This window comes from Pseudomonas sp. 13159349, assembly GCF_013305685.1.
Lineage (GTDB): Bacteria > Pseudomonadota > Gammaproteobacteria > Pseudomonadales > Pseudomonadaceae > Aquipseudomonas > Aquipseudomonas asiatica.
On record NZ_CP045553.1, the window covers coordinates 2,817,960 to 2,834,358 of the forward strand.

The 16,399-nt window shown below is 56.5% G+C and carries 16 protein-coding genes; 13 read left to right on the forward strand and 3 right to left on the reverse strand.

Annotation, left to right across the window (positions count from 1 at the left end; genetic code table 11):
• Positions 1-121: 121 nt before the first annotated feature.
• Positions 122-430 (reverse strand): hypothetical protein, encoded by a 309-nt coding sequence (locus GEV38_RS28035; protein ID WP_014861288.1) that lies wholly within the window; start codon positions 428-430, stop codon positions 122-124.
• Between the two features lie 539 nt (positions 431-969).
• Entirely contained in the window at positions 970-1,272 is a 303-nt protein-coding gene (locus tag GEV38_RS27465; RefSeq protein ID WP_012052604.1) for a LysR family transcriptional regulator, read from the reverse strand.
• A 314-nt stretch (positions 1,273-1,586) separates the two neighbouring features.
• Here GEV38_RS27465 and GEV38_RS13265 point away from each other — a divergent pair, with 314 nt between their 5' ends.
• The 13 genes from GEV38_RS13265 to GEV38_RS13325 all read left to right on the forward strand — a co-directional run bounded on the left by GEV38_RS13265 (position 1,587) and on the right by GEV38_RS13325 (position 16,028).
• The gene (locus GEV38_RS13265; RefSeq protein WP_012052603.1) at positions 1,587-2,948 is read left to right on the forward strand and encodes an OmpP1/FadL family transporter; all 1,362 of its coding nucleotides are present in this window, start codon (positions 1,587-1,589) and stop codon (positions 2,946-2,948) included.
• Positions 2,949-2,973: 25 nt separating this feature from the next.
• Positions 2,974-3,804 carry a 2-hydroxy-6-oxo-2,4-heptadienoate hydrolase gene (gene todF, locus GEV38_RS13270; protein ID WP_012052602.1) on the forward strand — a complete coding sequence of 277 codons (831 nt, stop codon included), beginning with the start codon at positions 2,974-2,976 and terminating at the stop codon, positions 3,802-3,804.
• A 96-nt stretch (positions 3,805-3,900) separates the two neighbouring features.
• On the forward strand, positions 3,901-5,253 hold the full coding sequence (locus tag GEV38_RS13275; protein ID WP_012052601.1) for an aromatic ring-hydroxylating dioxygenase subunit alpha: 1,353 nt from the start codon (positions 3,901-3,903) through the stop codon (positions 5,251-5,253).
• A 110-nt stretch (positions 5,254-5,363) separates the two neighbouring features.
• Complete coding sequence (locus GEV38_RS13280; RefSeq protein WP_012052600.1) at positions 5,364-5,927, forward strand: aromatic-ring-hydroxylating dioxygenase subunit beta; 564 nt, start codon at positions 5,364-5,366, stop codon at positions 5,925-5,927.
• 8 nt (positions 5,928-5,935) lie between these two features.
• Positions 5,936-6,259: a non-heme iron oxygenase ferredoxin subunit gene (locus GEV38_RS13285; protein WP_012052599.1), complete on the forward strand. Its 324-nt coding sequence runs from the start codon at positions 5,936-5,938 to the stop codon at positions 6,257-6,259.
• Positions 6,259-7,491, forward strand: a complete 1,233-nt coding sequence (locus GEV38_RS13290) for an NAD(P)/FAD-dependent oxidoreductase (protein ID WP_012052598.1) — start codon at positions 6,259-6,261, stop codon at positions 7,489-7,491. Before GEV38_RS13285 ends, GEV38_RS13290 begins: the two co-directional genes overlap by 1 nt.
• Complete coding sequence (gene bphB, locus GEV38_RS13295) at positions 7,488-8,315, forward strand: cis-2,3-dihydrobiphenyl-2,3-diol dehydrogenase (protein ID WP_012052597.1); 828 nt, start codon at positions 7,488-7,490, stop codon at positions 8,313-8,315. Before GEV38_RS13290 ends, bphB begins: the two co-directional genes overlap by 4 nt.
• 15 nt (positions 8,316-8,330) lie before the next feature.
• A complete protein-coding gene (bphC, locus tag GEV38_RS13300) occupies positions 8,331-9,206 on the forward strand; it encodes a biphenyl-2,3-diol 1,2-dioxygenase (RefSeq protein WP_012052596.1) in 876 nt (291 codons plus the stop codon).
• A gap of 121 nt (positions 9,207-9,327) precedes the next feature.
• The gene (gene todJ / locus GEV38_RS13305) at positions 9,328-10,134 is read left to right on the forward strand and encodes a toluene degradation hydratase TodJ (RefSeq protein ID WP_012052595.1); all 807 of its coding nucleotides are present in this window, start codon (positions 9,328-9,330) and stop codon (positions 10,132-10,134) included.
• Positions 10,135-10,241: 107 nt separating this feature from the next.
• Positions 10,242-11,192: an acetaldehyde dehydrogenase (acetylating) gene (locus tag GEV38_RS13310; RefSeq protein WP_012052594.1), complete on the forward strand. Its 951-nt coding sequence runs from the start codon at positions 10,242-10,244 to the stop codon at positions 11,190-11,192.
• A 10-nt stretch (positions 11,193-11,202) separates the two neighbouring features.
• Positions 11,203-12,261 carry a 4-hydroxy-2-oxovalerate aldolase gene (dmpG, locus tag GEV38_RS13315; protein WP_012052593.1) on the forward strand — a complete coding sequence of 353 codons (1,059 nt, stop codon included), beginning with the start codon at positions 11,203-11,205 and terminating at the stop codon, positions 12,259-12,261.
• 222 nt (positions 12,262-12,483) lie between these two features.
• Positions 12,484-15,411 (forward strand): ATP-binding protein, encoded by a 2,928-nt coding sequence (locus tag GEV38_RS13320; protein ID WP_173895843.1) that lies wholly within the window; start codon positions 12,484-12,486, stop codon positions 15,409-15,411.
• Positions 15,408-16,028 (forward strand): response regulator transcription factor, encoded by a 621-nt coding sequence (locus GEV38_RS13325; protein WP_012052591.1) that lies wholly within the window; start codon positions 15,408-15,410, stop codon positions 16,026-16,028. Before GEV38_RS13320 ends, GEV38_RS13325 begins: the two co-directional genes overlap by 4 nt.
• Positions 16,029-16,156: 128 nt before the next feature.
• On the opposite strand, the gene GEV38_RS13330 is transcribed toward GEV38_RS13325, so the two are convergent.
• Positions 16,157-16,333 carry a hypothetical protein gene (locus GEV38_RS13330; RefSeq protein WP_012052590.1) on the reverse strand — a complete coding sequence of 59 codons (177 nt, stop codon included), beginning with the start codon at positions 16,331-16,333 and terminating at the stop codon, positions 16,157-16,159.
• Positions 16,334-16,399 lie beyond the last annotated feature (66 nt).

A 16,399-nucleotide genomic window follows, 5' to 3' on the forward strand; every position in this document is an offset into this window, starting at 1 on the left:
AAGAATACTTGCCATCTCAGTGTTGCATCGCGCGCCTGGGAGGGCAGATGAGTATCTGCTGTGAGCTCTTGGCCAAGGCCGATCTGAAGCGCGTCCAGCAGCTGGCGGCGAAGCGGCAGGATTAGCCCGGTAGCAGCCGGCCTTGCCGGTACCAGGCACCGCGGTGTCTAGGACTGGCTTCCACAGTCTGGTCATTTTTCTCTATGAGGCTGTCATGTACAGATTGATGCTCGCGGCCGTGCTGGGCCTGTTGGCCATAACGGCTCACGCTGAGGACGAACTGCCGGTCGAGCAACGCCTGAGCGATTAGTATTTCGAAGCGGCACGCCAGGGCGATCAGGCCATGCTCGCACAATTCATCCAGGCCGGCTTTGACCTCAACGTGCAGGACGCCAAGGGCTACACTGGCCTGATCCTTACCGCTTAGCATGACCAGGACCAGACGGTGGAGCAGTTGCTTGCGGCGGTGGGGGATCTCTGCGCTCAGGACCAGCGTGGTAACACGTACGGTGCTGATGGAGGCGATCCTCAAGGGCGACGGCGCATTGCCCGGTGTCCGCTACAACCCCGAATAACGCAACGCCAGCAGCCAGATCGTGGCCATGTACGCGGGCTGTTCAAGTGTGGCGAACTGCGGCAGGTGCTGACCTGCAAGCCCGGGACGCCTTGGGCAACAGCGTCGACAGCCTGTGCCGCGGAGCGCTCAACGGCGTGCTCTAGCAGTCATGCGTTCGACGTCAACTCTTTCAACACCCGCCTGAGCCAGCGATGGGCCTCGTCATGGTCGCCCCGCAGGTGCCAGGCCTTACATCGTCAGTTGCGACAGGTAGGGTGAAGGGGCGAGTTTTCGGCCCTGCCGCCATGGCGTTCAGGTCGATGTCGCTTTCCGGGACGAACCGCAGTACGGAATCCGGCGAATGCTTCTTCAGGATCTCGGCGAGCCTCACGCCATACGCACCCACGAACAGATCATTTGAACGTCCTGCTTAGGCGGTCAAGGTCGAAGCCCTGGCGCTGGGCAAAGTAGCCCTCGGCCAGCTCGACGATGCCGCGCACCTGCTCCTGCATCTGCAGGGCCTTTGGCGTCGGCACCATGCTCCGATAGGCACGGACCAGAATCGGGTCGTCCAGGGTTTCGCGCAGGCGCGCGAGGGGCCGGCTCATCACCGGGGAGCTCAGGTGCAGGCGCCGCGTGGCTCCCGTGACAGAACGCTCCTCGATCAACGCATTGAGCGCCACCAGCATGTTCAGGTCTGAGGTTTTCATCGACATCAGGTTATCAACCTGCTCGTGGACCTGAGGGAAACTGCCGTGGCGGCGACGGGGCTTGCGCGTAAGCCCCCGCTATACGACCAGCCTGTTCGAAAGCCGCAAAGTGCTTAGGTTTGGGTGCATATCCATCAGAAGCGGCATAAACCATCGTTTATCACAGTTAAACTTTGGTTTTCTAAGTTGCGATAGCCATATAAACCCATAAGCCAAAAAACAATATTTCCCAGGGCGTGATTGTAATACTGTGCGTGCTGTAAGGCGGTGTTTGCCTACTTCACTTTATAAAAAAAATAAGATGTGGAAGGATTGTAATTATGAAGATTGCCAGCGTGCTCGCACTGCCTTTGAGTGGATATGCTTTCAGTGTGCATGCTACACAGGTTTTCGACCTGGAAGGTTATGGAGCGATCTCTCGTGCCATGGGTGGCACCAGTTCATCGTATTATACCGGTAATGCTGCGCTGATTAGTAATCCCGCTACATTGAGTTTTGCTCCGGACGGAAATCAGTTTGAGCTCGGGCTGGACGTGGTGACTACCGATATCAAGGTTCACGACAGCCACGGAGCAGAGGCAAAAAGCAGCACGAGATCCAATAATCGAGGCCCCTATGTGGGTCCACAATTGAGCTATGTTGCTCAGTTGGATGACTGGCGTTTCGGTGCTGGATTGTTTGTCAGTAGCGGGTTGGGTACAGAGTATGGAAGTAAAAGTTTTCTATCACAGACAGAAAACGGAATCCAGACCAGCTTTGATAATTCCAGCCGTCTGATCGTATTGCGCGCTCCTATTGGCTTTAGTTATCAAGCCACATCAAAGCTCACCTTCGGCGCTAGTGTCGATCTGGTCTGGACTTCACTCAACCTTGAACTTCTACTTCCATCATCTCAGGTGGGAGCCCTGACTGCGCAGGGGAATCTTTCAGGCGGTTTAGTTCCCTCGCTGGCTGGATTCGTCGGGACAGGTGGTGCCGCCCATTTCAGTCTAAGTCGCAACAGTACCGCTGGTGGCGCCGTGGATGCGGTCGGTTGGGGCGGGCGCTTGGGACTTACCTACAAACTCACGGATAACACTGTCCTAGGTGCGATGTACAACTTCAAGACTTCGGTGGGCGATCTCGAGGGGAAGGCGACACTTTCTGCTATCAGTGGTGATGGAGCGGTGCTTCCATTGGATGGCGATATCCGTGTAAAAAACTTTGAGATGCCCGCCAGTCTGACGCTTGGCCTCGCTCATCAGTTCAATGAGCGTTGGGTAGTTGCTGCTGATATCAAGCGTGCCTACTGGGGTGATGTAATGGATAGCATGAATGTGGCTTTCATCTCGCAGTTGGGCGGGATCGATGTCGCATTGCCACACCGCTATCAGGATATAACGGTGGCCTCAATCGGCACTGCTTACAAATATAACAATGATTTAACGCTTCGTGCTGGATATAGCTATGCACAACAGGCGCTAGACAGCGAACTGATATTGCCAGTGATTCCTGCTTATTTGAAGCGGCACGTTACTTTCGGTGGCGAGTATGACTTTGACAAGGACTCCAGGATCAATTTGGCAATTTCTTTTGGCCTGAGAGAGCGCGTGCAGACGCCATCGTACTTGGCAGGCACCGAGATGTTGCGGCAAAGCCACAGTCAAATAAATGCAGTGGTTTCCTATAGCAAAAATTTTTAAATCCCAAGGGCACGGAGCGTAAGTGATGACGAATGTAAACGCAGAGATCGGCCGCATGGTGCTGGCTGGTGGAATCGAGACCAATCTCCATGATGTTGGCGCCGGCAACCCTGTGGTACTCGTTCATGGTTCAGGCCCAGGTGTGACCGCCTGGGCGAACTGGAGGACGGTCATGCCTGAGTTATCCAGGCATCGCCGCGTCATTGCGCCGGACATGGTGGGCTTCGGTTTCACACAGCGGCCGCACGGGATTCACTACGGCGTCGAGTCCTGGGTTGCACATCTGGCTGGGATCCTTGATGCCCTGGAACTCGACCGTGTCGATCTCGTGGGGAATTCGTTCGGCGGTGCCTTGTCTCTGGCCTTTGCTATCCGATTTCCGCATCGGGTTCGCCGCCTGGTGCTGATGGGTGCCGTTGGCGTGAGCTTCGAGCTCACGGATGGACTGGATGCAGTTTGGGGTTATGAGCCGTCCGTGCCGAACATGCGCAAGGTCATGGACTACTTCGCCTACGACCGAAGTCTCGTTTCCGACGAACTGGCGGAACTGCGCTACAAGGCGAGCACCCGGCCCGGTTTTCAGGAGGCCTTCGCTTCCATGTTCCCTGCTCCGCGGCAGCGCTGGGTAGATGCGCTGGCCAGTTCCGATCAGGACATCCGGGACATCCGGCATGAAACGCTGATCCTGCATGGCCGCGACGATCGCGTGATTCCCCTCGAAACCTCGTTGCGGCTGAACCAGCTGATCGAACCCTCCCAGTTACATGTCTTTGGCAGGTGTGGCCATTGGGTGCAGATCGAGCAAAACCGGGGCTTTATCCGCTTGGTCAACGATTTTCTTGCCGCGGAGGACTGATCGCAAAAACGGGAATGACCATCCGTTCTGAAAGCACGTCATCGGCAATTGCCTGCCAAGTACCCGCCATCCACTACCTTGAAAAGTGAGAAGACAATGAATCAGACCGACACATCACCTATCAGGCTGCGCAGGAGCTGGAACACCAGCGAGATAGAAGCGCTCTTTGACGAGCATGCCGGACGTATCGATCCGCGCATTTATACCGATGAGGATCTGTACCAACTCGAACTGGAGCGTGTCTTCGCCCGGTCCTGGCTGCTGTTGGGGCATGAAACCCAGATTCGCAAGCCGGGCGATTACATCACGACCTACATGGGTGAAGACCCTGTCGTGGTCGTCCGGCAGAAAGACGCCAGCATTGCCGTGTTCCTGAACCAGTGCCGCCACCGTGGCATGCGCATCTGCCGCGCGGATGCCGGAAACGCGAAGGCGTTCACTTGCAGCTACCACGGGTGGGCTTACGACACCGCCGGCAATCTTGTCAATGTGCCTTACGAGGCCGAATCCTTCGCGTGCCTGAACAAGAAGGAATGGAGCCCGCTGAAGGCCCGGGTAGAAACCTACAAGGGCCTGATTTTCGCCAACTGGGATGAGAACGCTGTAGACCTCGACACGTATCTGGGCGAGGCGAAGTTCTACATGGACCACATGCTCGACCGCACCGAGGCCGGCACCGAAGCGATCCCGGGCGTGCAGAAGTGGGTCATTCCCTGTAACTGGAAATTCGCCGCAGAGCAGTTTTGCAGCGACATGTACCATGCCGGGACGACCTCGCATCTGTCTGGCATCCTGGCAGGCCTGCCAGAAGACCTTGAAATGGCCGACCTTGCTCCGCCGACAGTTGGCAAGCAGTACCGTGCGTCATGGGGCGGACATGGAAGTGGCTTCTATGTCGGCGACCCCAATCTGATGCTTGCCATCATGGGGCCAAAGGTCACCAGCTACTGGACCGAAGGCCCCGCGTCGGAAAAGGCGGCCGAACGTCTGGGTAGCGTGGAGCGCGGCTCGAAACTCATGGTCGAGCACATGACCGTCTTCCCCACGTGTTCCTTCCTCCCAGGTATCAATACGGTCCGGACATGGCATCCGCGCGGGCCGAACGAGGTCGAGGTATGGGCGTTTACGGTGGTCGATGCTGATGCTCCTGACGATATCAAGGAAGAGTTCCGGCGCCAGACGCTGCGCACCTTCTCTGCCGGTGGCGTGTTCGAGCAGGACGACGGGGAGAACTGGGTCGAGATCCAGCACATCCTGCGAGGCCACAAGGCGCGGAGCCGCCCTTTCAATGCCGAGATGAGCATGGACCAGACCGTCGACAACGACCCGGTTTACCCCGGGCGGATCAGCAACAACGTCTACAGCGAGGAAGCTGCCCGCGGGCTCTATGCCCATTGGCTGCGGATGATGACATCCCCCGACTGGGACGCGCTGAAGGCGACACGCTGAATCCAGAGACAGCTTGCGCCACGCAGTGGCGCCGGCCAGAGGCCGCATTTGACTTCGACCCAGGTTGGATGCGGTGGACCTTGTCCATTTGAAATCTACAAGGAACGACCATGATTGATTCAGCCAACAGAGCCGACGTCTTTCTCCGCAAGCCGGCACCCGTAGCGCCCGAACTGCAGCACGAAGTCGAGCAGTTCTACTATTGGGAGGCCAAGCTTCTCAACGATCGCCGCTTCGAGGAGTGGTTCGCGCTGCTCGCGGAAGACATTCACTACTTCATGCCCATTCGCACCACGCGGATCATGCGGGACTCGCGCCTTGAATACTCAGGCTCCCGAGAGTACGCGCACTTCGATGACGACGCCACGATGATGAAGGGACGCTTGCGCAAGATCACGTCCGACGTGAGCTGGTCCGAGAACCCCGCATCGCGGACCCGGCATCTCGTGAGCAACGTGATGATCGTCGGCGCAGAGGCAGAAGGGGAGTACGAAATCTCAAGCGCCTTCATTGTGTACCGCAATCGTCTGGAGCGGCAGCTCGACATCTTTGCCGGTGAGCGTCGCGATACGTTGCGCCGTAACACGAGCGAGGCCGGGTTCGAGATCGTCAATCGGACCATCCTGATCGACCAGAGCACCATCCTGGCCAATAACCTCAGTTTCTTCTTCTAGGTGATGTCATGACTTGGACATACATATTGCGGCAGGGTGACCTGCCACCCGGTGAAATGCAGCGCTACGAAGGCGGCCCGGAACCTGTGATGGTCTGCAACGTCGATGGCGAGTTCTTCGCGGTGCAGGATACCTGCACGCATGGGGACTGGGCGTTGTCGGATGGTTACCTGGACGGTGATATTGTCGAATGCACGTTGCATTTCGGCAAGTTCTGCGTGCGGACCGGGAAGGTGAAGGCGCTGCCTGCTTGCAAACCTATCAAGGTATTCCCAATCAAGGTCGAAGGCGATGAAGTGCACGTCGATCTCGACAACGGGGAGTTGAAGTGATGGCTACCCATGTGGCGATCATCGGCAATGGCGTGGGTGGCTTCACGACCGCGCAGGCCCTACGTGCCGAGGGCTTCGAGGGGAGAATCTCGCTGATTGGGGACGAACCGCATCTCCCCTATGACCGACCATCCTTGTCCAAGGCGGTTCTCGACGGCAGCCTTGAGCGGCCGCCCATACTGGCCGAGGCCGATTGGTACGGCGAGGCCCGCATCGACATGCTGACCGGCCCGGAAGTCACTGCCCTTGATGTGCAGACAAGGACGATCAGTCTGGATGATGGCACCACGCTCTCTGCGGACGCCATCGTCATCGCGACGGGCAGTCGAGCGCGGACGATGGCGTTGCCCGGCAGCCAACTGCCCGGCGTCGTAACGCTGCGCACCTACGGTGACGTGCAGGTATTGCGCGATAGTTGGACTTCCGCGACGCGGCTGCTGATTGTGGGTGGCGGATTGATCGGCTGCGAGGTCGCGACGACGGCGCGCAAGCTCGGCCTGTCGGTCACGATCCTGGAGGCAGGTGATGAACTGCTGGTCCGAGTACTTGGGCGGCGTATCGGTGCCTGGCTGCGCGGCCTGCTGACAGAACTTGGTGTGCAGGTCGAGTTGGGAACGGGTGTCGTAGGTTTTTCTGGTGAGGGCCAGCTCGAACAAGTCATGGCCAGCGATGGGCGCAGCTTCGTAGCCGATAGCGCACTCATTTGCGTCGGCGCGGAGCCCGCGGATCAACTTGCGCGTCAAGCGGGCTTGGCATGTGACCGCGGCGTCATTGTCGATCACTGCGGTGCGACGCTTGCCAAAGGCGTATTCGCCGTCGGAGATGTGGCCAGTTGGCCGCTGCGCGCCGGCGGCCGGCGTTCGCTCGAAACCTATATGAACGCGCAGCGCCAAGCCGCCGCGGTGGCTGCGGCCATTCTGGGGAAAAACGTATCGGCACCGCAACTGCCCGTGTCCTGGACGGAGATCGCTGGGCATCGCATGCAGATGGCGGGCGATATCGAAGGACCTGGTGATTTCGTCTCGCGCGGCATGCCCGGTAGTGGCGCTGCCCTGTTGTTCCGCCTGCAGGAGCGAAGGATTCAGGCGGTCGTCGCGGTCGATGCACCCCGTGACTTCGCGCTTGCAACCCGATTGGTAGAAGCCCGCGCGGCAATCGAGCCAGCACGGCTGGCAGATCTTTCAAACAGTATGCGCGATTTTGTTCGTGCGAATGAAGGAGACCTAACGTGAGACTTGAAGGCGAAGTGGCCTTGGTGACAGGCGGTGGCGCAGGCCTGGGCAGAGCGATCGTGGATCGTTATGTCGCGGAAGGTGCGCGTGTCGCGGTGCTGGATAAATCCGCGGCAGGCCTGGAAGCGCTCAGGAAACTCCATGGCGATGCAATCGTGGGCGTGGAGGGGGATGTTCGCTCGCTCGACAGCCATCGTGAGGCTGTGGCCCGCTGCGTCGAAGCGTTCGGCAAGCTGGACTGCCTGGTTGGCAATGCTGGCGTTTGGGACTACCTGACCCAACTGGTGGATATTCCCGACGACCTCATATCGGAGGCATTCGAGGAAATGTTCGAGGTCAATGTCAAGGGCTACATCCTGGCGGCAAAGGCTGCGCTACCTGCGCTTTATCAGAGCAAAGGCAGCGCGATATTCACTGTGTCGAATGCCGGTTTCTACCCGGGCGGTGGCGGTGTTCTGTATACAGCTGGCAAACATGCCGTGATTGGATTGATCAAGCAGCTCGCGCACGAATGGGGGCCGCGTATCCGCGTCAACGGCATCGCCCCCGGTGGCATTTTGGGGAGCGATCTGCGCGGGCTGAAGAGCCTTGATTTACAAGACAAGAGCATTTCGACCTTTCCATTGGACGACATGCTGAAATCCGTTCTTCCGACCGGGCGGGCCGCCACTGCCGAGGAATACGCCGGCGCCTATGTCTTCTTCGCGACGCGCGGCGACACGGTTCCGCTCACCGGTAGCGTGTTGAACTTCGATGGCGGCATGGGCGTGCGTGGCTTGTTCGAAGCCAGCCTAGGCGCACAGCTCGACAAGCACTTCGGTTGAGACAGGAGAAGTGTCATGAGCATTCAAAGATTGGGCTACCTCGGCTTCGAAGTCGCAGATGTGCGTTCATGGCGTACCTTCGCCACTACCAGGCTGGGGATGATGGAAGCCTCAGCCAGCGAGACGGAGGCGACGTTTCGAATCGACTCACGTGCCTGGCGACTGTCGGTCAGCAGAGGCCCCGCAGACGACTACCTGTTTGCCGGTTTCGAGGTGGATAGTGAACAGGGGCTACAGGAGGTCAAGGAAAGCCTGCAGGCCCACGGCGTTACCGTCAAGGTCGAAGGAGGGGAGCTGATTGCCAAACGCGGTGTGCTTGGGTTGATTTCATGCACCGATCCGTTCGGCAATCGCGTCGAGATCTACTACGGTGCCACCGAACTGTTCGAGCGACCATTCGCTTCGCCCACCGGTGTTTCTGGATTTCAAACTGGAGACCAGGGCTTAGGTCACTATGTGTTGAGCGTCGCAGATGTGGACGCAGCGCTCGCCTTCTATACCAAGGCATTGGGCTTTCAGCTTGCCGATGTCATCGACTGGACCATTGGTGACGGGTTATCCGTGACCCTCTACTTCCTGTACTGCAATGGCCGTCACCACTCCTTCGCCTTTGCCAAGTTGCCGGGATCGAAGCGGCTCCATCACTTCATGCTGCAAGCTAATGGCATGGATGACGTGGGCCTGGCATACGACAAATTTGATGCGGAGCGTGCGGTCGTTATGTCACTTGGTCGACACACGAACGACCACATGATTTCGTTCTACGGTGCCACGCCCTCGGGCTTCGCGGTCGAGTACGGCTGGGGCGCACGTGAGGTGACCCGCCACTGGTCGGTGGTGCGCTACGACCGTATCAGCATCTGGGGACACAAGTTCCAGGCGCCCGCCTGACCGGCCAGCCTGGCGGTGCTAGTCCTGCTTCTACCTGCATGCCCATATGCCAGAACGTGCTGGACGGCAGGGCAGCACACGCAAAAATCCTGGAAGGTGTTAATCGAGGAGAGATATCAGCATGAGCGAACTAGATACCGCGCGGACAGGTGCCGTGCGTAAAGCTGCCGACCTGCTGTACGAAGCCACCCGGTCCGGTGTGGCCGTGGTGCCGGTGCGCAATCTGATCGGCGAGACGGATTTGGAGGCAGCCTATGCAGTACAGGAGGTTAATACACAGAGAGCATTGGTTGCCGGGCGGCGCCTGGTTGGACGCAAGATTGGGCTGACCTCTGTCGCTGTACAGAAGCAGCTCGGAGTGGAACAGCCCGACTATGGCATGTTGTTCGCAGACATGGCGCGTACCGAGGGGGAGGAAATCGCCCTTGATGACGTGCTCCAACCTAAAGTCGAAGCCGAGATCGCCTTTGTCCTGGGACGTGACCTCGATGGCGATCAATTGACGGTGGCCGACCTCTTTCGCGCCATCGAGTTCGCCGTTCCGGCGATCGAGATCGTGGGTTCGCGGATAACCAATTGGGATATCCGTATCACGGACACCATTGCTGACAATGCTTCGTCTGGCCTGTATGTGCTGGGCTCCACGCCGAAGCGCTTGTGCGATTTTGACTCGCGCCAGGCAGGCATGGTGATGGAGCGGCAAGGCATACCGGTGTCTTCCGGGGTAGGGGCCGCCTGCCTTGGAGCGCCTCTCAACGCAGTCCTTTGGTTGGCCAGGGTCATGGCTCGAGCGGGCCGTCCGTTGCGCACTGGCGACACGGTGCTTTCCGGTGCGCTGGGCCCCATGGTGCCAGTGGCAGGAGGAGATGTATTCGATGTGCGGATAGCCGGGCTTGGATCGGTGACCGCCGCTTTTGCAAAGGCATAAGCCCGTAAAAACGATCCCATCCACTGTCGCAACCTTCCGGGCCTTGCGTGAACAGCTGCCGGTTATGCAACCGGACGCGATGGCCTACTGATTCAAGGAGTATCACCATGACCCGCAAAGTCAAGGCTGCCATCATTGGTAGCGGTAATATCGGCACCGACCTGATGATCAAGATACTCAGGCATGGTCAACACATTGAAATGGGAGCGATGGTCGGCATCGACCCCGCTTCTGACGGTCTGGCACGCGCCCAACGCATGGGGGTGGCTATCACTCATGAAGGTGTCGAGGGGCTGACGCGCCTGCCGGTGTTCAATGAGATCGACGTCGTGTTCGACGCTACTAGTGCTGGTGCGCATGTGAAGAACGAGGCCCTACTGCGTGAGCGCAAGCCAGGACTGCGCATGATCGACCTGACACCCGCCGCGATCGGCCCCTATTGCATCCCGGTGGTCAATGGTGACGACCACCTGGATGCGACGAACGTCAATATGGTCACCTGTGGCGGCCAGGCCACCATCCCCATGGTGGCTGCGGTATCGCGCGTAGCCAAGGTGCATTACGCCGAAATCATCGCCAGCATCTCCAGCAAGAGCGCCGGCCCCGGCACGCGCGCCAACATCGATGAGTTCACCGAGACCACGTCCAAGGCCATCGAGGTGGTTGGCGGGGCGGCGAAGGGCAAGGCGATCATCGTCCTGAACCCGGCCGAGCCGCCGCTGATGATGCGAGATACGGTTTACACGCTGAGCGACTTCGCTGACATCGACCAGATCGAAGAGTCGGTGCAGCGCATGGCCGACGCAGTGCAGGCATACGTACCCGGCTATCGCCTGAAGCAGCGCGTGCAGTTCGACCGCATCGAGGCCGATTGTCCGATCCGCATTCCTGGCGTCGGAGACCGCATGAACGGGCTCAAGACTTCGATCTTCCTGGAAGTCGAGGGCGCTGCACACTACCTGCCAGCTTATGCCGGCAACCTGGACATCATGACCAGTGCCGCGCTGCGCACCGCCGAGAAGTTGGCTGAGCGTTTGCTCGCCTCCCTGGTCGCCTGAGGACATAGCCATGACTCAACAGAAACTCTACATCTCTGATGTGACGCTGCGCGACGGCAGCCACGCGATCCGCCACCAGTACACGGTGGAGCAGGTAAAGCAGATTGCCCGGGCGCTAGATGACGCCAAGGTCGACTCCATCGAGGTTGCCCACGGCGATGGCCTGCAGGGAGGCAGCTTCAACTACGGCTTTGGCGCGCATACGGATCTGGAGTGGATTGAAGCAGCCGCGAGCGTGGTCAAGCATGCGAAGATCGCCACGCTGCTTTTGCCCGGCATCGGTACTGTGCATGACCTCAAGGCAGTCTATGAGGCCGGCGTGCGCGTGGTGCGTGTCGCTACGCACTGCACCGAGGCCGACATCTCCAGGCAACACATCGAGTACGCGCGCCATTTGGGCATGGAGGCCGTAGGCTTCCTGATGATGAGCCACATGACTACACCGCAGCACCTGGCCCAGCAGGCCAAGCTGATGGAAAGCTACGGTGCTACTGTCTGTTACGTGGTCGATTCCGGTGGCGCGCTGAGCATGAACGACGTGCGTGACCGCTTCCGCGCCTTCAAGGACGTGCTCAAGCCCGAGACGCAAACAGGAATGCATGCTCACCACAACCTGAGCCTGGGTGTGGCCAACAGCATCGTTGCTGTAGAGAACGGCTGCGACCGCGTGGACGCGAGCCTCGCCGGCATGGGCGCTGGCGCTGGCAACGCACCGTTGGAGGTGTTCATTGCCGCGGCCGAGCGCATGGGATGGAACCACGGCACCGACCTGTACAAGCTAATGGACGCGGCCGACGACTTGGTGCGCCCGCTGCAGGACCGCCCTGTGCGCGTGGACCGCGAGACGCTGGCCCTGGGGTATGCGGGCGTTTACAGCAGCTTCCTGCGCCATAGCGAGATGGCGGCCAGTAAATATGGGCTCAAGACGGTGGATATTCTTGTCGAACTCGGACGTCGGCGGATGGTTGGCGGCCAGGAAGACATGATCATTGACGTGGCACTCGATCTGCTCAAGCAGCAGGAGCACGAGCGTATCCGTTCCGAGCCGGTATCCAGCGAGGCGAACTGAACGGAGCATCACATCACTATTGATACGCATCAGCCCGAAGCCAATGTAGCGTAGCTCCATTGGCTTGCCTATTTCGCGTTCACCGCCCCCTCGAGAAACGAGCCCAGTACTATTTCAGGTCGTCCGTAGTTGCTCATCAAAAAAGTATTCTCAGGATGATACGAGGGCGTATGATCTATAATGAATCCGTCAGAATCTTGTGAGTCATTAAAGATGAGCTCCTTGGATAGAAAAAAGCCTCAAAATAGATCGAAAAATAATTATTATAATATCTGCCTCAAGGAGAAAGGATCTGAAGAGCTGACGTGTGAAGAACATGCACGCATCATATTTGATGGGCTCTACGAGTTTGTGGGCCTTCTTGATGCTCATGGAAATGTGCTTGAAGTGAACCAGGTCGCATTGGAGGGGGGCGGGATTACTCTGGAAGAAATACGAGGGAAGCCATTCTGGAAGGCGCGTTGGTGGCAAATTTCAAAAAAAACCGAGGCGACCCAAAAGCGACTTGTTGAAACTGCATCATCCGGTGAATTTGTTCGCTGTGATGTTGAGATTCTTGGAAAATCAGGTGGAAGAGAGGTAATAGCCGTCGATTTTTCATTGCTGCCAATTTGCAATGAAGAAGGGAGCATTGTTTACCTTCTTGCGGAAGGGCGCAATATTACCGATAAGAAGAAAGCCGAGGCCATGCTGGCGTTGAAGAACCAGGAATTGGAGCAGTCGGTTGAGTGTATCCGAAAACTCGATAATGCGAAGAGTGATTTCTTTGCCAAGGTGAGCCATGAGTTGCGCACTCCGCTGTCTTTGATTCTAGGGCCACTGGAAGCCGTTATGGCGGCAGAGGCTGGGCGTGAATCGCCGTATTGGAAGCAGTTTGAGGTCATTCAGCGTAATGCAATGACCCTGTTGAAACAGGTTAACACGCTGCTTGACTTGGCGAAAATGGACGCCCGGCAGATGGGGCTTTCCTATCGGCGAGCCAATCTTAGTCAGCTCACCCGTACTATTAGCTCGAATTTTGAAGGAATAGCCCAGCAAAAATCAATAACGTTCGATACAAAACTGCCTGTACAGATGGTCGCTGAGGTGGATTGTGAGAAATACGAACGCATTATCCTTAACTTGCTTTCCAATGCGTTTAAATTCACCCCTGACGGGGGGCTTATCCGTTGCTGTCTTAGTTTGAGTCGACCAAATTATGCCTTGGTTACTGTATCTGATAGCGGGCCGGGTATTCCTCCTGCACTGCGTAAAGAAATATTTGAACGTTTCCACCAGCTAAGCCAGGAAGGTCAACAAGCTACGCGGGGTACAGGCTTGGGGCTTTCCATTGTGAAAGAATTCGTTGAATTGCACCGTGGAACAATTTCTGTAAGTGATGCCCCGGGCGGGGGGGCGCTTTTTCAGGTAAAGCTGCCGCTGAATGCTCCTGAAGGTGCTTATGTTGCGAGTAACACCGCGCCGCGAAGAGATAATCCTCAGGTCGTGGATACGGATGAGTACCTTTTGCTGGCGCCCAATGCGGAAAATGAAGCCGAGGTGCTTCCATTTCAATCCGACCAGCCTCGGGTGCTAATCGTTGAAGATAACCCTGATATGCGTGGTTTTATAAAGGACTGTCTCAGTAGCGACTATCAAGTTTATGTTGCACCCGACGGTGCAAAGGCATTGGAGTTGATGTCAAACATGCCGCCAGACCTGTTGATTACAGACCTGATGATGCCTGTTATGAGCGGCGATATGCTGGTTCACCAAGTGCGTAAGAAAAATGAACTTTCACATATCCCGATCATGGTGCTGTCGGCCAAGTCAGACGCAGAACTGCGTGTGAAATTGCTCTCCGAGTCGGTGCAGGACTTTCTTCTTAAGCCATTTTCTGCTCATGAGCTACGAGCGCGTGTAAGCAATCTGGTATCCATGAAGGTGGCAGGCGATGCGTTGCGTAAGGAGCTTTCCGATCAGGGGGATGATATTGCGATACTTACTCACCGTCTGATCAAAAGTCGCCATCGTCTTCAGCAGAGTAACATCGCATTATCCGCCTCGGAAGCGCGTTGGAAAGCAGTGTATGAAAACTCTGCGGCCGGTATTGTACTGACCGACCCGGAAAACCGAATACTCAACGCCAATCCTGCATTTCAACGCATTACCGGATATGGGGAAAAGGATTTGGAGGGACTTTCCATGGAGCAATTGACTCCATCTGACGAAAGCCCACAGATAAAGCAGCGTCTGGCCAATTTGCTTCAGGGTGGGGGAGCGGAATACAGTGTGGAGCGCTCCTATCTATGCAAAAATGGTTCTACGATTTGGGCCAATGCGAGTGTCTCGCTGATGCCTCAACGTGTCGGTGAATCTCCAGTTATACTGCAGATCATCGATGACATCACTGAGAAGAAACAAGCACAGGAAAATCTTAACCAATTGCAGCAACAACTTGTGTACGTTTCCCGATCAGCTACGATGGGTGAATTTGCAGCCTATATTGCACACGAGATAAACCAACCGCTCTCGGCGATCATGACCAATGCCAATGCTGGCACACGTTGGTTAGGTAATGAGCCATCTAACATCCCAGAGGCTAAAGAGGCACTGGCTCGCATTATCCGAGATTCCGACCGCGCTGCAGAAATTATCCGTATGGTACGCTCCTTCCTGAAGCGTCAAGAAACGGTGCTGAAACCGATTGATCTAAAAGCACTGGTAACTGATACAAGCCTGATACTTAAGGCCCCTAGTCAGAATAACAGTGTCAATTTGGATGTTGTTGCGGATGATGAACTCCCTGAGATATGGGGGGATGGTGTACAGATCCAGCAGTTGATAATAAATCTGGCTATGAACGCTATTGAAGCGATCAGCCAAGCCGACTGTGAAACCAGGCAGCTAACCCTGTCATTCTCAGGCAATGATACAGGTGATGCGCTTGTTATCTCAGTGAAAGATACAGGTCCAGGTATTTCAGAGAGGCAGATGGCGCAGTTGTTCAACGCATTCTACACCACAAAAAAAGAAGGGCTTGGTATGGGATTGGCAATCTGTCTTACAATCACGGAAGTGCATAACGGTAAAATATGGGTTGAGTGCCCGCCCGCTGGGGGTGCTTGTTTCCTGGTAAGTATCCCTGCCAGACAGGGCTCCGGCACATGAGTGATCGGGCATCTGTTATCTATATCCTCGATGACGACAATGCAGTACTGGAAGCACTGAGCAGCTTGGTGCGTTCAATCGGCCTGAGTGTCGAGTGTTTTTCATCCGCTAGCGTATTCCTGAACGATGTCAATCGCTCTGCCTGTGGCTGTCTAATTTTGGATGTCCGTATGCCCGAGATGAGCGGGTTGGATGTGCAACGACAACTGAAAGAGCTTGGCGAGCAAATCCCCATTATTTTTATCAGCGGCCACGGTGATATTCCGATGGCAGTCAAAGCGATCAAGGCGGGTGCGGTAGACTTCTTCACTAAACCTTTTCGAGAAGAGGAGCTGCTTGGCGCTATTCGCGCCGCGCTGAAGTTGGCGCCCCAGCAGAGATCAAACGCTCCCCGAGTCAGCGAGCTTAAAGAGAATTACGAAAGCCTCAGCAAACGCGAGCAACAGGTGCTTAAGTTCGTCTTGCGAGGATATCTAAACAAGCAGACGGCTCTAGAGCTTGATATATCGGAAGCAACAGTGAAAGTGCACCGCCATAATATCATGAGGAAAATGAAAGTATCTTCAATCCAGGATCTGGTTCGAGTAACTGAGCGGCTCAAGGATAGCCTGGAATAGTCGTAGTTCTTCATGGCATGTGAAAAGCATGCCATGAAGAATAGGCCAATACCATGCCAGAGTGGCTACTCTGGCATGGTTTCGTGGTCAACCAAATGTTGGATTGCTTATCTCCTTCACGTTCAGGCTCAAAAATCCTTTTTGCGGAAGTTGTCGTGGATGGCGTCGAACGCTTGCTTGGTGGTGTATAGCATGTGGCCCGGCGACATGAACTTGGCCTCCATGATCGATTTCTTGATATTCTGGTAATTGAGCAGATCGCCGAAATTGCCGTGGACGGAGACCCGGATAATACGGGTCTCCAAAAAAGCATTCCTTATGGTCTGACTGTGGTTTCCACTGTTGCGATGAAGGGCCGCGTCCTAGAGACG

Excerpts from the sequence above, each read along its gene's own strand:
- GEV38_RS13285 (WP_012052599.1), top strand. The coding sequence starts at position 5,936 with ATGACTTGGACATACATATTGCGGCAGGGTGACCTGCCACCCGGTGAA.
- GEV38_RS13290 (WP_012052598.1), top strand. The coding sequence starts at position 6,259 with ATGGCTACCCATGTGGCGATCATCGGCAATGGCGTGGGTGGCTTCACG.
- GEV38_RS13265 (WP_012052603.1), top strand. The coding sequence starts at position 1,587 with ATGAAGATTGCCAGCGTGCTCGCACTGCCTTTGAGTGGATATGCTTTC.
- bphC (WP_012052596.1), top strand. The coding sequence starts at position 8,331 with ATGAGCATTCAAAGATTGGGCTACCTCGGCTTCGAAGTCGCAGATGTG.
- GEV38_RS27465 (WP_012052604.1), bottom strand. The coding sequence starts at position 1,272 with ATGTCGATGAAAACCTCAGACCTGAACATGCTGGTGGCGCTCAATGCG.
- GEV38_RS13280 (WP_012052600.1), top strand. The coding sequence starts at position 5,364 with ATGATTGATTCAGCCAACAGAGCCGACGTCTTTCTCCGCAAGCCGGCA.
- todF (WP_012052602.1), top strand. The coding sequence starts at position 2,974 with ATGACGAATGTAAACGCAGAGATCGGCCGCATGGTGCTGGCTGGTGGA.
- GEV38_RS13310 (WP_012052594.1), top strand. The coding sequence starts at position 10,242 with ATGACCCGCAAAGTCAAGGCTGCCATCATTGGTAGCGGTAATATCGGC.
- GEV38_RS13275 (WP_012052601.1), top strand. The coding sequence starts at position 3,901 with ATGAATCAGACCGACACATCACCTATCAGGCTGCGCAGGAGCTGGAAC.
- GEV38_RS28035 (WP_014861288.1), bottom strand. The coding sequence starts at position 430 with ATGCTAAGCGGTAAGGATCAGGCCAGTGTAGCCCTTGGCGTCCTGCAC.
- dmpG (WP_012052593.1), top strand. The coding sequence starts at position 11,203 with ATGACTCAACAGAAACTCTACATCTCTGATGTGACGCTGCGCGACGGC.
- GEV38_RS13325 (WP_012052591.1), top strand. The coding sequence starts at position 15,408 with ATGAGTGATCGGGCATCTGTTATCTATATCCTCGATGACGACAATGCA.
- todJ (WP_012052595.1), top strand. The coding sequence starts at position 9,328 with ATGAGCGAACTAGATACCGCGCGGACAGGTGCCGTGCGTAAAGCTGCC.